Raw genomic sequence first — 14,012 nt, 5'->3', positions numbered from 1 at the left:
AGGCGTGGGGCCGGCAGGCCGCTCACTGGATGGAGTAGCCCCCGTCGATGACGATGTTCTCGCCCGTCAGCATGCCGGCGTGCGTACCGGCCAGGAACACGGCCAGCCGCGCCACCTCCTCGGGCTGCGCAAAGCGGCCCGTGGGGATGAGTGCCCGCATGGCCTCCCCCACCTGCCCGGCCCAGGCCTTGCGGCCCAGCGGCGTGTCAACCACCGTCGGCGAGATGGCGTTGACGGTGATGCCGTCGGACGCCCACTCCAGCGCCAGCACGCGCGTCAGTCCCACCAGGCCCGCCTTGCTGGCGCAATAGGCGGCATGGCGACTGAGCGCGACCACGCTGGCCTGCGAGGCCAGGTTGATGATGCGTCCGTGGCGCTGGCGTCGCATGGCCGGTGCCACCGCCTGGGCCAGCAGCAGCGGCGCCGTGAGATTGACGGCCAGCGTGCGCTCCCAGGCCGCCTCGCTGATTTCGCCGGCCGGCTCCAGCAGCGCCACGCCGGCGCTGTTGACCAGGATGTCGATGCGGCCCGTGGCCTCCAGCACCGTGGCCACCGCCTTTTCCACGTCCTCGGGCCTGGTCACATCCACCGCCAGCGCCAGGTGGTGCCGGGGCTCCGCCAGGCTGGCAGCGGCCACGTCCAGTGCCTGCCGCTCCAGGTCCACCAGGACGACACGCGCACCGCCTTCGGCGAGCTGCCGGGCAATCGCCAGGCCGATGCCGCCCGCGCCGCCGGTGACCAGGGCCGTGCGGCCGTCGAAGTCCCGCTCCAGGCTGTCGGCGCTCATTTGCGCACCTTCTGCAAGAAGGCGTCGGCATTGGCGGGCACGATGGCTGTCCAGGGCACCTCGTAGGATTTGGCCGTGCCATCGCCCCAGGGCATGGCCTGGGCATACTCGCTCCATACCACCGAGCGCGGCCGGTAGGACGGGCCGACTAGCTGGCGCAGCAGCACATCCAGCGCGCCCTGCGCCTGGGCCTGGGCATCCTGGAAATTGGTGGTCATCTCCCCGCGCTTGACGGCCGTGATGGCGGCGGCCACACCGTCCACACCCACCACCGGGATGGTCTTGATATCGATGCCCTTGGTCTTGATGGCCTGCACCGCGCCCAGGGCCTCGTCGTCGTTCTGGGCGATCACGCCCTGGATCTGGCCCGGGAATGCGGTCAGCCAGTTCTCCATCAGCCCCATGGACTCGGCGCGCGACCAGTTGGCGGTCTTGCGCGCCAGCACCTTCACATCCTTGTGGCGGGCCAGCACCTCGTCATTGCCGCGCGCCCGCTCGATCTGTGCCGACTGGCCTATGGGCCCCTCGATGACGACGATATTGCCCTTGCCGCCGATGGCCTTCATCAATGCCTCGGCCTGCATGCGGCCGGCCACCACATCGTCATTGCCCACGTAGGAGGTCAGCACATCGCCCTGCACGCGCGTGTTGGAGCCCACCACGGGAATGCCGGCCTTCACCGCCTTCTGCACGGGCGCCGCGCCCGCCTTCAGGTCAATGGGCACGAAGAGGATGCCGTCGTACTTCTGCGTGATCATGGTGTCGAACTGGTTGCTCTGCGTCAGCGCGTCGTAGTTGCCGTCGAACACGGTGATCTGCACCGTGCCGTCCTTCACGGCCGGATGCGCCTTCAGCTCCTTGGTCCACATCTGCATGAACTCGCCCTTGAGCCCATAGACGGCCGCGCCTATGCGGTAGGGCTTGGCCGGCGATGGCACTGGTGCTGGTGCCGACAGCGGGGCCGGAGCCTGGGCCCGGACCTGCGCTGCGGCCAGGAACAGCCCACCGGCAAGCGCGGCGGCAAGCACGGTGGTGAAGCGGAAAAACGGCATGGTCATGTCTCCTGTGTGTTGTGAAAGGCAAGGGGAAAAACGCAGCACGGGCATCGCCCGGGCTCAGGACGCGAGGTGCATCAGCGCCTCCTGCGTGATGCCGTGGCCGGCCACCACGCGGTCAAGCCGGCCTTTGCGGAAGATGGCAATGCGGTCGCTCAGCTCCAGCAGTTCCGGCGCCTCGGAGGACACCACCACCACGGCATGGCCCTGCTCGGCCAGCGAGGCCAGGAAGGCGTACACCTCGCGCTTGGCGCCTTCGTCGATGCCGCGCGTGGGCTCGTCGCACAGCAGGCAGACGGGGTTGGTGGCCATGCAGCGGGCCAGCACCACCTTCTGCTGGTTGCCACCGCTCAGGCCGGAGACCGGCATGGCCGGGCTGGCCAGCTTCACGCGCAGGCGCTGCAGCAGGCCGCCCACCAGCACGCGCTCTGCCGCGCCATCCACCACCCCGGCGCGCTGCAGGCCCGGCAGTGCGGGCAAGCTGGTGTTGAAGCGCACCGAGGAGTTCATCACCAGCCCCGTGGCCTTGCGGTCCTCGGTCACCAGGGCCAGGCCCGCCTTGATCGACGCCGCCGGATTGCCGCGCGGCAGGGGCCGTCCGCCCAGGCTCGCCTGCCCCTGGTCGGCGCGCGTGAGGCCGTACAGGCAGTTGAGGAATTCGCTGCGGCCCGATCCCATCAGTCCGTAGATGCCCAGCACCTCGCCGGGGGCAACGTCCAGGCTGATGTCCTCGAACTCGCCTCGGCGCGTGAGCCCCTGCACCGACAGCAGCGGCTCGCCCGGCGCCGCAGCCCTGCGCTCGCGGGCGGCAGCGCGGACTTCCCGGCCCACGATGAGCTTCACCAGCTGCCGCCGGTCGATATCGGCCAGCGCGCCGGTCTGCACGAAGCCGCCATCGCGGAACACCGTGTAGCTGTCGGCAATGGTGAAGATCTCCGTCAGGCGGTGCGACACGTAGAGGATGCCGGCGCCCTGCGCGGTCACGCGGCGTATCGCGTCGAAGAGGATGGCGGTCTCGCTTTCGCCAATGGCCGAGGTGGGCTCGTCCATGATGATCAGCTCGCTTTGCCGGCTCAGGGCGCGGGCGATCTCCACCAGCTGGGTCTGCGCCAGGCTCAGGCGGCCCATCTGCGCGCGCGGATCGATATCGAAGCCCAGCTGCCTGAGCAGCGCATCCGCCTGCTCCAGCAGCGCGGCATGGCGGACCACCACGCCGGCGCGCCGGGGCTCGCGGCCCAGGAAGATGTTCTCGGCCACGCTCATGCCCGGGATGGGCGACAGCTCCTGCGTGATGATGGACAGGCGGTGCGCCAGCGCCTCGTGCGGCGTGGCGAAATCCACCGGCCGGCCCTTGAGCAATATCTCGCCGGCATCGCGCCGCAACAGGCCCATCACGATGTTCAGGAAGGTGGATTTGCCTGCGCCATTGCCGCCGCACAGCGCGTGCACGCTGCCCGCCTGCAGCTCAAGGCAGCCGTTGCGCAGCGCAGGCACGCCGCCGAAGCTCTTGGCCACCCCGCGCGCCTGCAGCAGTGCGGTGCCGGTGCCGGTGCCGGTGCCGGTGCCGGTGCCCATGGTCACGCGCCCTGCCCGCGCCCGGCCGCGGCGGCCTGCGAGCGTTCAAAGCCGGTGATGGCATCCACCTTCAGGGCAGAGCTGCCGCCATCGAAGCGCGATGCAAGGAAGCGGTCCACGATGGCCTTGGCCAGTTCCACCCCGATCACGCGCGAGCCCAACGTGATGATCTGCGCGTCGTTGCTGCGGCTGGCGCGCTCGGCCGAATAGGTGTCATGCGCCTGCGCGGCGCGGATGCCTGCCACCTTGTTGGCGGCAATGGCCATGCCTATGCCCGTGCCGCACAGGAGAACGCCGCGCTCATGGCGGCCCTGGACGATGGCCTGCGCCACCGCGATGCCGATGTCGGGGTAGAGCACCGGCTCGCCGTCGTGCGTGCCGAAGTCGGCCACTTCGTGGCCCTGGGCCAGCAGATGCTGCTTCACGGCGTTCTTGAGGTCGCAGGCGGCTTCGTCGCAGCCGATGGCCAGCTTCATGGCATCCCCTTCGTTACAAAAGACCATCACATGATCATTTGATCAATGTTTTATGAGAGTCTTCTCAATCGAAGAGCAGTTGTCAAACAACGATAGCTATGTGAGTCGGCAAGATGAATACGTAACCCATTGAATTTTCTACAAAATTCATCAAATCCTATCGTTTTCCCTTGGCTATTGAATAGCCAGAAGGCATTGACATGCCAATTTCAACAAATCAAAAATGACCATTCAATGATCATATGAACAGCCTTCGGCACCCGCCGCGACTGCACCTGGAGGAGACAAACGCATGACGACCAACCGCGTGATCAACGACCCCGACCGGGTGGTGGAGGACATGCTCCAGGGATGGATCGCCGCCCATGGCGACACCCTGCGCATCGACGCAGGCAATGCCCGCGTCGTGCGCCTGCATGGCGCGCCACGCAGGGGCAAGGTGGGCATCGTGACGGGCGGCGGGTCGGGTCACGAACCGGCCTTTCTGGGCTATGTGGGCGCAGGCCTGTGCGACGCCGCCGCCGTGGGCGAAGTCTTCTCGTCCCCCACGGCCAGAAGCTTCTACGACGCCATGCGCGCAGCCGATGGCGGCGCCGGCGTGGCCTGCCTGTATGGCAACTACGCGGGCGACAACATGAACGTTGCCATGGCCGTGCAGATGGCCGCGGCCGAAGGCATGGCGGTCAGGACCGTGGTGGCCAACGACGACGTGCCTTCAGCCGCGCGGGGCGACGAGGCCAGCCGCCGCGGCGTGGCCGGCGAGATCCTGATGTGGAAGGTGGCGGGCGCCCGGGCGGCCATGGGCGCCAGCCTCGACGAAGTGATCGCCCTCGCCCGGCACGCCATGGCCCGCACGCGCAGCATCGGCATCGGCCTGTCGGCATGCACCATTCCCGCCGTGGGCAAGGCCAATTTCCATATCGAGCGCGGCAGCATGGAGGTGGGCATAGGCCACCATGGCGAGCCCGGCATGTCCGTGCACCGCACGGCCACGGCGGCCGATATGGCCGAGCGCATGCTGGACACCCTGCTGCCCGACCTGCCCTTCGCCCCGGGCGACCGCGTGGCCGTGCTGCTGTCCGGCCTGGGCGCCACGCCGCTGATGGAGCAGTACATCCTCTATGGCGAGGTGGCCCGGCGCCTGCAAGAACGCGGCATTCAGGTGGCCTTCCGGCTGGTGGGCAATCTCTTCACCTCACTGGAGATGATGGGCATCACGCTCACGCTGATGCAGCTGGACGATGTGCTGGAAGCCTGCCTCAAGGCGCCCTGCCAGTCAGTCGCGCTGACCCTGCCCGGCGAGCTGCCGCCCCAGCCGCAGGAGGCCATTCCAACGCTGCCCTCTGTTCCGGCACGGACGCCGGCACAGGCGCAGGAACAGGCACAAACCGCCCGCCACCAAGCCGCAAGGCGCACCAGCCAAGGGCCGGCCATCGCGCTCGATGGCACGGGCAGCATCGTGCGTGAACTGATCACGGCCATCGTCAGCCACCGGGAGTTCCTGAGCGAGATCGACGGCCTGATCGGCGATGGCGATCACGGCATCAACATGGCAAAGGGCTTTTCCGGCTGCGGCGCACGGCTCGATGCCATGGACGCCAGCCAGGCAGCGCAGCTGCCTGCGGCGCTGCAGCAGCTGTCCCAGGCCTTGATGGACGATATCGGCGGCTCCATGGGCCCGCTGTACGGCAGCTTCTTCCAAGGCTTCGCCGATGTTCTTGGGCCGGAGCAGGAGATGGATGCCATCCTGTTCGGCCAGGCGCTGGCGCGGGCCGTCGCCGATGTGCAGGAGATGGGCAAGGCCCGGGTGGGCGACAAGACCCTCATCGACACGCTGGCCCCGGCCCTGCAGGCCTACCGGCAATCGCTGCAGGCCGGCGCCGGTTTCCGCGAGGCGCTGCAGGCCATGGAGGCCGCAGCCGAAGCGGGCAAGGAATCCACGCGCCACCTGCAGGCCCGCATCGGGCGCTCGGCCCGGCTGGGGCCGCGCTCCATCGGCGTGCTGGACGCGGGCGCCACGTCCTGCTGGCTCATCCTGAGCACCCTGGCGCAGTCGCTGCAGCGGCGACTGGCGCAAGCCTCAGCCTAGGGCTCAGCGCCTGCGGGCAGCGCCGCGCACCAGCAGCACCAAGACGGCCACGCTCATGATGGCGAAGCAGATGAAGGACCAGTTGGCGATGGAGCCGCCCAGGAAGCTCCAGTCCACGGCAACGCAGTCGCCCGAGCCACGGAAGATCATGGGCACGGCACGGCTGATGGAGTAGTTCTCGATCATTCCGTAGAAGTCGCGCCCGCAGGTGGCGAACTCGGGCGGATACCACTGCAGCCAGCTCTGGCGCGCGGCGACGAAGGCGCCAAAGCCCGCAGCCACCAGCGCCAGCACACCCCAGCTGATCAGCCAGCCGCGACCGCCGCGCACACTGCCCAGGCCCGTGAAGAGGGCCACGCCGATCAATGCATAGCGCTGCACGATGCACATCGGGCAGGGCTCCAGCCCGACCACATGCTGCAGATACATGCCGAAGGCCAGCATGGCCACGCAGGCCAGGCTGATGAGCGCCAGGATGCGGCGCGGAGCGTTGTCAAACCATTGAAGCATTCTTGTCTTTCGTCACCCGGTTGAATGAAATCAGGGCTGCGGCGCCGGCCCGGCGCTGCAGCCCTGTTCAGCGGGTGCAGGAAGCCGTTGCCGCGCCGTCAGATGCCAGCCGCCTCGTCCAGAAACACCTTGGCACGGCGCGGTGTCACCACCAGGGTTTCCCCCTCGCGCAGGGCCATGTCCCTGAACTGCTGCGCAGGAATCTGCGCCTCGATCAGGCCACCCTCTTCGGCATTGTCCGTGCTTTCGGTGCTCTCCGATGGAATAAGTTCCAGGCGCGCAATGGGCCCCACGACGATGGCGCGGGCCAGCTGCACGACGATGCCCGTGGGCCGTCCCTGGACGTCCAGGTTCTGGCCGGGCGAGTAGCGCTCCACCTCCAGATCGTGCGGGCGCACATAGGCGAAGGCCTTGCTGTCGCTGGCGCCCTTGGCGTCGTGGCTGTCCAGCTGGGTGCCGTCGTCCAGGTAGACGCGGCCATCGCTGGCACGGCCCTTGAACAGGTTGACATCGCCCAGGAAGCCGTAGACGAAGGGCGTGGCCGGGTTGTCCCAGACCTGCTGGGGCGTGCCCTCCTGCTCGATGCGGCCCTGGTTGATGACGACCACGCGGTCGGCCACCTCCAGTGCCTCCTCCTGGTCGTGGGTCACGAAGATGGAAGTCACATGCAGCTCGTCATGCAGGCGGCGCAGCCAGCGGCGCAGCTCCTTGCGCACCTTGGCATCCAGCGCGCCGAAGGGCTCGTCGAGCAGCAGCACCTTGGGCTCCACCGCCAGGGCGCGGGCCAGGGCAATGCGCTGGCGCTGGCCGCCCGACAGCTGGGACGGGAAGCGTTCGGCAATCCAGTCCAGCTGCACCAGCTTGAGCAGGCTCATGACCTTCTCGCGGATCTGGGCCTCGCTGGGGCGCTGGCTGCGCGGCTTCACGCGCAGGCCGAAGGCCACGTTCTCGAACACGGTCATGTGGCGGAACAGCGCGTAGTGCTGGAACACGAAGCCCACGTTGCGCTCGCGCACATGGACATCGGTGGTGTCTTCGCCGCTGAAGTGGATGCTGCCCACGTCGGGCGTCTCCAGGCCCGCGATGATGCGCAGCAGCGTGGTCTTGCCGCAGCCCGAGGGGCCGAGCAGTGCGATGAGTTCGCCGGACTGGATGTCCAGGCTCACATCGCGCAGGGCCTGGAAATCGCCGAACTGCTTGCTGACGTTGCGTATTTCAATGCTCATGGTCTTGCTCTTGCTTTTGTCTGGTCGGGGCCGAGGTTCAGGACACCTGCGGCACCTGGGATGCCTGGGAAGCCTGGGAAGACGCCGTGGGGCGCTCGGGAGGCAGGTCGGCAGCGGCCTTGGCCTGCTGCTCGGCACGCCACTCGGCCACCGACTTGATGACCAGGGTCACCAGCGCCAGCAGGGCCAGCAGCGAGGCGGCAGCGAAGGCGGCAACGGACTGGTACTCGTTGTAGAGGATCTCCACATGCAGCGGAATGGTGTTGGTCTGGCCGCGGATGTGGCCCGAGACCACCGACACCGCGCCGAACTCGCCCATGGCACGCGCATTGCACAGGATCACGCCGTACAGCAGGCCCCACTTGATGTTGGGCACGGTGACCTTCCAGAAGGTCTGCCAGCCCGTGGCACCCAGCACGATGGCAGCCTGCTCCTCGTCGCTGCCCTGCGCCTGCATCAGCGGGATCAGTTCGCGCGCGATGAAGGGGAAGGTCACGAAGATGGTGGCCAGCACGATGCCGGGCACGGCGAAGATGATCTTGATGTCATGCTCGGCCAGCCAGGGGCCGAACCAGCCATGGGCACCGAACACCAGCACGTACATCAGGCCCGCCACCACGGGCGAGATCGAGAACGGCAGGTCGATCAGGGTGATCAGAAAGGCCTTGCCCCGGAACTCGAACTTGGCGATGCACCAGGCCGCCGCCACGCCGAACACCAGGTTCACCGGCACGGCGATCAGCGCCGTGATCAGGGTCAGCTTGATGGCCGACCAGGCATCGGGCTCCTGCAGGCCGGCGACATAGGCATCCCAGCCCTTGCGCAGCGCCTCGGTGAACACGGCCGCCAGTGGCAGCACGAGGAACAGGCCGATGAAGATCAGCGCAATGCCCGTGAGAATCCAGCGCACGGCGCGCGGCTCGGTGGTGGTGAGCTTTTCGCGCCGGCCCTTCGGGGGCGCGGTGAGCCTGTACAGCACCAGCACGGCGACCAGCACCGCGCCAATGATCTTGAGAAGCAATGCTTCCTGTGGAGACAACGCCATCTCAAGCCCCTCCCGAATGCTTGCGCTGCCATGCCTGCAGCGCGTTGATGACCAGCAGCATCACGAAGGAGAACAGCAGCATCACCACGGCCACGGCCGTGGCACCTGCGTAGTCGTATTGCTCCAGCTTGCCAATGATGATCAGCGGTGTGATCTCGGAAATCATGGGCATGTTGCCCGCGATGAAGATGACCGATCCGTACTCGCCGATGGCGCGTGCAAAGGCCATGGCAAAGCCCGTGAGCAGCGCGGGCGTGATGGCCGGCAGGATCACCTTGTAGAAGATCTGCCAGCGCGAGGCGCCCAGGCTGGTGGCAGCCTCTTCCAGCTCCTTCTCGGAGTCTTCCAGCACCGGCTGCACCGTGCGTACGACAAAGGGCAGGCCGATGAAGATCAGCGCAATGACCACGCCGTTCGGGTTGAAGGCCAGCTGGATGCCGTAGGGCTCCAGGTACTGGCCCACCCAGCCATTGCCGGCCAGCAAGGCGGTCAGCGAAATGCCGGCCACGGCCGTGGGCAGGGCAAAGGGCAGGTCCACCAGGGCATCGACGATCTTCTTGCCCGGGAACTTGTAGCGCACCAGCACCCAGGCGATCAGCAGGCCGAACACCAGGTTCACGCAGGCCGCCGCAAACGAGGCGCCAAACGTCAGCCGGTACGAGGCCAGCACGCGCGGCGAGGCCACGGCCTCCCAGAACTGGGGCCAGGTGAGCGAGAAGGTCTTGAACAGCAGTGCCGACAACGGGATCAGCACGATCAGGCTCAGATAAAACAGCGTATAGCCCAAGGTCAGCCCGAAGCCGGGCAAAACGCGCTTGGCGCCGCGCCCTTTGCGCGCCGCACCGGACGGTGCGGGCACAGGAGCGTCGGCGCCAGGCCTTGGGCTGGTCGGAACGGCAGACACCATGTTGGATTCCAAATCAGCCAATGTGGGGAGGGGGCCTCAGGCGGACTGCGCCGCCTTCATGCCTGCTTGCGTGCTTACTTGCCTGGGACGTAGATCTTGTCGAACTGTCCGCCGTCGTTGAAGTGCACCTTCTGGGCTTCGGACAGCGAGCCGAAATACTTGGCCACGGTGAACTGCTTGATGGGCTTGAACACGTCGGCGTGCTTCTTGAGCACGGCCTCGGAGCGGGGGCGCAGCGCGTGCTGTGCGGCGATTTCCTGGGCTTCGTCGGAGTACAGCCAGGCCAGGTAGTCGTGCGCCAGCTGGCCCGTGCCCTTCTTGGCCACGGTGCGCTCGACCACGGCCACGGGGTTCTCGGCCACGATGGACACCGAGGGATGGACGGCATCGACCTTGCCCTTGCCGAATTCGCGGTCCACGGAGACCACTTCGGATTCGAAGGTGATCAGCACGTCGCCGATATTGCGCTGCAGGAAGATGCTGGTCGCGTCGCGGCCGCCCTTGCCCAGCACGGGCACGTTCTTGTAGAGCTGCTGCACGAACTCGGCCGCCTGCGCGTCGGTGCCGCCCTTCTCGCGCACCGAACCCCAGGCCGCCAGGTAGGCGTAGCGGCCATTGCCGCCGGTCTTGGGATTGACCACCACGACCTTCACGTCGGGGCGGATCAGGTCGCTCCAGTCCTTGATGTTCTTGGGATTGCCGTTGCGCACCAGGAACAGCATGGTCGATGTGGTGGGCGAGGCGTCATTGGGGAATTTCTTGGCCCAGTCCTTGGCGACCACGCCGCTGTCGGCCAGGAACTGCACGTCGGTGGTGGTGTTGAAGGTCACCACATCGGCGGCCAGGCCGTCATTGACGGCGCGCGCCTGGGCGCTGGAGCCACCGTGCGACTGGTCCACCTTGATGTCCACGCCCTTGGTCTTCTTGTAGTGGGCGACGAAGGCGGCGTTGTAGTCCTTGTAGAACTCGCGTGCCACGTCGTAGGAAACGTTGAGCAGCTGGTTCTGCGCCGATACCGTTCCCGCGGCGGCCAGCGCCAGGGTGGCCAACAAAGTCTTGAGCTTCAAAGAATGCATGGTTCGCTGCCTTTTATTAGTGGACATCTCTGCGGTGTATTCACAGACAGTCACATTGTGCGAACGCTGACTTAAAACTCAAAAGAATATATTTTTGTTTGTTAATGGCCTGTCACCATATAAAGAACCTGCCCTGCCCGCGGTCACCCGCCGGCCCATCACAGACCGGCAGCCCATGGCGCGCCAGCGCCAGTACCCGCAGAGACGGAGGCGTGCGCAGCCGCCACACGTGGCGGACGCGGCGAGCGCGGCGAACGCACGGCAGGCCGGGGCTGGGCCGGCTGCCAGCTGTCGCCCTGCATCAGCGACTGCAGCAGCGCCAGGCCCAGGGGCCAGTCGCCAAAGCCTGATTCGACATTGATGTGCCCCGCGTTCTGCAGCCGCACGAACTCGCTTCCCCAGGCCCGCGCATAGGCGCCCGCCCGGCGGATCGGACAGTAGGGGTCGTTGCTGCTGGCCACCAGCACGCTGCGGTACGGCAGTGGCGCATAGGGCACGGGCGCAAAGTCGGCCAGCTGGGCACGGCGCTCGGGATCGGCCGGCGCCACCAGCAGCGCACCGCGCACGCGCGCACTGGCCTCGGGGCCCAGGTGCGCGGCCGTGATGCAGCCCAGGCTGTGGGCGGCCAGCACCACCGGTTCGGGCCGGGACAGCACCAGTTGCTCCAGCGCGGCCACCCAGGGATCGCGGTGGGGCACCAGCCAGTCGTCCTGCTCCACGCGCTCGGCATGCGGCAGCTGCTGCGCCCACAGGCTTTGCCAGTGGTCAGGACCGGAGTTGCGCCAGCCGGGCACGATGATGATGCGGTGGGGATTCATGGGTTCTCCTGGACTGTCCATTGCTGGACATGGGCCCCGATTGTGGAGAACACCGCCAACTATCCCAACGAACGTTTTGTTGTTTTCTTATGGCGTGGCGAGGTGCAACCCAACCCTAGCGTGCCGCCGGCTCGCGCGTGGCATGGCTGTTGCGCCCCGGCACGGTCTCGCCGAGGAAGTCCAGGAAATGCCGCACGGCCGGCGCCAGGCCGCGCCGCGAGGGAAAGACCGCGTGCACGATGCCCTGGGGCGGCTCCCAGCCCGGCAGCAGATGGACGAGCCGGCCCTCGGCCAGTTCCTCGTGGCACATGTAGTCAGGCAGCCAGCACATGCCGCTGCCGGCCAGCGCCGCGAATTTCAGCGTCAGCAGGTCATCCACCACGTAGCGCGGCTGCAGTTGCAGGCGTTGCTCGCGGCCTTCGGGGCCGACCAGCAGCAGGCTGGACTGGCCATCCACCGCCGACATGGACATGCTGTCCAGGTGCTGCAGGTCGGCCAGGGCGCGCGGCGTGCCCTGGCGCTCCAGCAGCTCCGGGCTGGCCACGAGGATCTGGCGCGCCACATCCAGCCGCTTGACGACCATGGAGCCGCTGTCCTCCAGGCTGGGGCGCACGCGCAGCGCCACGTCGATGCCCTCCTCCACCAGATTCACGGGCCGGTTGGTCACCTGCATCTCCACATGCACCAGCGGGCAGCGCTGCAGGAACTGGGGCATGAGTTCGCCCAGCACGGTCTGGGCCAGGGTCACGGGGCAGCTCACGCGGATGGTGCCGCGCGGCTCGGTCTGTACCTCGGCCACGGTGTCGGCGGCGGCCAGGGCCGCATCGCGCATGGCCTGGCAATGGCGCAGATAGGCCTCACCCACCTGGGTCAGCGAGAGCTTGCGCGTGGTGCGCTGCAGCAGGCGCACGCCCAGCCGGGCCTCCAGCTCCGCCACCCGCCGCGACAGCCGCGACTTGGGTATGCCCAGCGCCCGCCCGGCAGAGGCAAAGCCGCCGCGCTCCACCACCTCGGCGAAGTACAGCATGTCGTTGAGATCCATCATGTCGCGCGTCCCTCCCCTGTGCTCATTGACTGCAAATTCAGGACAATCTATCGCAATTTCGGCGACTTATCAAAGACTCTGTCCAAATTCACAATTGATCCCATCGTCGGCCCTACAAGCTTTCCCGAGTGGCCGATCCCAACCGCGATCCCAACCGACATCTCAGGAGCTTTTTCATGCAAGTGCTGCACATCGACTCTTCCATCACCGGCGCCGCTTCGGTGTCCCGCCAGCTGACCGCCCAGACCGTGGCTGCCCTGGTGGCCGCCAACCCCGGCGCCAAGGTCGAATACCTGGATCTGGCCGTGAACGCCCCCGACCATCTGAACGCAGTGTCCATGGGCTTTCGCACCGGCCAGGCCGCCACGACGGAAGCCGAGCGCGCACAGAACGCCATCTCCGAAGCCCTGGTGAGCCAGTTCCTGGCGGCCGATGTGGTCGTGGTCGGCGCTCCGTTCTACAACTTCACCATCTCCAGCCAGCTCAAGGCCTGGATCGACCGCATCGCCCAGGGCGGCCGCACCTTCCGCTACACCGCAGCCGGCCCCGAAGGCCTGGCCAAGGGCAAGAAGGTCATCGTGGCCTCCACGCGCGGCGGCGTGTACTCCACCAGCGAAATGGGCCAGGCCCTGGAGCACCAGGAAAGCTATCTGAAGACGGTGTTCGGCTTCCTGGGCATCACCGATGTGAGCATCGTGCGCGCAGAAGGCGTGGCCATGGGCGATGAGTCCAAGGCCAAGGCCCTGGAATCGGCCCGCAGCGACATCGTGCGCGCAGCGGCTGCCGCCAATCAGGAAGCGGCCATCGCCGCCTGATGGCCATTGCAGCCCGCAGGGGCTGCCTGCTCAATGAATGGACAAGCGCCTGGGTTTCGGCCCAGGCGCTTTTGCTTTTGGAGAGGCACTACAGCGGACGTGCCGGGCCGTCCGGAATGCTCCCAATGGACTGTGGCGAATAAAAGAGGTATCCGCCTCTGCACCTCCTTTGAAAAAAGCAATGCGCGATGGGCTTTCGCAGACACACGAAGCTGGTAGGCTAACCCACCCCCGCCATATTCGCGGCTTTGTCCGACACGAACCGTCTGTATTTCAGAAAGACGGCGGACCTGCCGATATCCAGGCAGCCTCATTGCATTCACTGCCTTCCATCCATGCCAGCCACAAGCCACCGTCCCCATGCCCGGCCCCGCGGCCCTGTCCATGTCCATGTCCGCCCGCCGTCCGATGAAAACCTGGTGATCACGGTGATTGCCGTGTCCCTGCTGGCCATTACCGTGCTGGGCATCGGCGTCTACCAGTTCATGCAGTACCAGCGCGAGCAGGATCAGGAGCAGCTCAATTCGCGCGTGTACCGCAGCTATGTACGCAACACCGACGAGGCACCTGCGCCCGAGGAGCCCGAGT

General features: G+C 66.9%; 13 protein-coding genes and 1 pseudogene. 3 read left to right on the top strand and 11 right to left on the bottom strand.

Features of this window, described 5'->3' with window-relative positions:
- Positions 1 to 22: 22 nt before the first annotated feature.
- The 4 genes from BW39_RS15445 to rpiB all read right to left on the bottom strand — a co-directional run bounded on the left by BW39_RS15445 (position 23) and on the right by rpiB (position 3,893).
- Complete coding sequence (locus BW39_RS15445) at positions 23 to 787, bottom strand: GolD/DthD family dehydrogenase (RefSeq protein ID WP_043822789.1); 765 nt, start codon at positions 785 to 787, stop codon at positions 23 to 25.
- The gene (locus BW39_RS15440; protein WP_013801702.1) at positions 784 to 1,839 is read right to left on the bottom strand and encodes a substrate-binding domain-containing protein; all 1,056 of its coding nucleotides are present in this window, start codon (positions 1,837 to 1,839) and stop codon (positions 784 to 786) included. The genes BW39_RS15445 and BW39_RS15440 overlap by 4 nt, the downstream gene beginning before the upstream one ends.
- Positions 1,840 to 1,902: 63 nt before the next feature.
- Positions 1,903 to 3,417, bottom strand: a complete 1,515-nt coding sequence (locus tag BW39_RS15435; RefSeq protein WP_052155352.1) for a sugar ABC transporter ATP-binding protein — start codon at positions 3,415 to 3,417, stop codon at positions 1,903 to 1,905.
- Between the two features lie 2 nt (positions 3,418 to 3,419).
- Positions 3,420 to 3,893 (bottom strand): ribose 5-phosphate isomerase B, encoded by a 474-nt coding sequence (rpiB, locus tag BW39_RS15430; RefSeq protein WP_012206383.1) that lies wholly within the window; start codon positions 3,891 to 3,893, stop codon positions 3,420 to 3,422.
- Between the two features lie 292 nt (positions 3,894 to 4,185).
- Here rpiB and dhaL point away from each other — a divergent pair, with 292 nt between their 5' ends.
- Entirely contained in the window at positions 4,186 to 5,982 is a 1,797-nt protein-coding gene (gene dhaL, locus BW39_RS15425) for a dihydroxyacetone kinase subunit DhaL (RefSeq protein ID WP_043822786.1), read from the top strand.
- 3 nt (positions 5,983 to 5,985) lie between these two features.
- Here dhaL and BW39_RS15420 read toward each other — a convergent pair whose 3' ends face one another.
- The 7 genes from BW39_RS15420 to BW39_RS15390 form a co-directional block, all read right to left on the bottom strand.
- The gene (locus BW39_RS15420; protein WP_043822784.1) at positions 5,986 to 6,492 is read right to left on the bottom strand and encodes a disulfide bond formation protein B; all 507 of its coding nucleotides are present in this window, start codon (positions 6,490 to 6,492) and stop codon (positions 5,986 to 5,988) included.
- A gap of 98 nt (positions 6,493 to 6,590) precedes the next feature.
- A complete protein-coding gene (locus BW39_RS15415) occupies positions 6,591 to 7,718 on the bottom strand; it encodes a sulfate/molybdate ABC transporter ATP-binding protein (RefSeq protein ID WP_013801698.1) in 1,128 nt (375 codons plus the stop codon).
- Positions 7,719 to 7,755: 37 nt separating this feature from the next.
- Positions 7,756 to 8,763, bottom strand: coding sequence for a sulfate ABC transporter permease subunit CysW (cysW, locus tag BW39_RS15410; protein WP_081816218.1), 1,008 nt, complete (start codon positions 8,761 to 8,763; stop codon positions 7,756 to 7,758).
- A 1-nt stretch (position 8,764) separates the two neighbouring features.
- Positions 8,765 to 9,670 carry a sulfate ABC transporter permease subunit CysT gene (cysT, locus tag BW39_RS15405; protein ID WP_013801696.1) on the bottom strand — a complete coding sequence of 302 codons (906 nt, stop codon included), beginning with the start codon at positions 9,668 to 9,670 and terminating at the stop codon, positions 8,765 to 8,767.
- Between the two features lie 74 nt (positions 9,671 to 9,744).
- Positions 9,745 to 10,746: a sulfate ABC transporter substrate-binding protein gene (locus tag BW39_RS15400; protein WP_013801695.1), complete on the bottom strand. Its 1,002-nt coding sequence runs from the start codon at positions 10,744 to 10,746 to the stop codon at positions 9,745 to 9,747.
- 158 nt (positions 10,747 to 10,904) lie between these two features.
- Positions 10,905 to 11,564 carry an RBBP9/YdeN family alpha/beta hydrolase gene (locus BW39_RS15395; protein WP_013801694.1) on the bottom strand — a complete coding sequence of 220 codons (660 nt, stop codon included), beginning with the start codon at positions 11,562 to 11,564 and terminating at the stop codon, positions 10,905 to 10,907.
- Between the two features lie 115 nt (positions 11,565 to 11,679).
- On the bottom strand, positions 11,680 to 12,609 hold the full coding sequence (locus BW39_RS15390) for a LysR family transcriptional regulator (protein WP_012206391.1): 930 nt from the start codon (positions 12,607 to 12,609) through the stop codon (positions 11,680 to 11,682).
- 176 nt (positions 12,610 to 12,785) lie between these two features.
- On the opposite strand from BW39_RS15390, the gene BW39_RS15385 reads away from it, so the two are divergent.
- Both BW39_RS15385 and BW39_RS15380 read left to right on the top strand, forming a co-directional pair.
- Complete coding sequence (locus BW39_RS15385) at positions 12,786 to 13,424, top strand: FMN-dependent NADH-azoreductase (protein WP_012206392.1); 639 nt, start codon at positions 12,786 to 12,788, stop codon at positions 13,422 to 13,424.
- A gap of 335 nt (positions 13,425 to 13,759) precedes the next feature.
- Positions 13,760 to 14,012: pseudogene (locus BW39_RS15380) on the top strand (hypothetical protein); the annotation flags it as partial.

Source organism: Delftia sp. RIT313, assembly GCF_000632165.1.
Classification (GTDB): domain Bacteria; phylum Pseudomonadota; class Gammaproteobacteria; order Burkholderiales; family Burkholderiaceae_C; genus Comamonas; species Comamonas acidovorans.
This window is presented reverse-complemented; position numbering and strand designations above follow the sequence as displayed.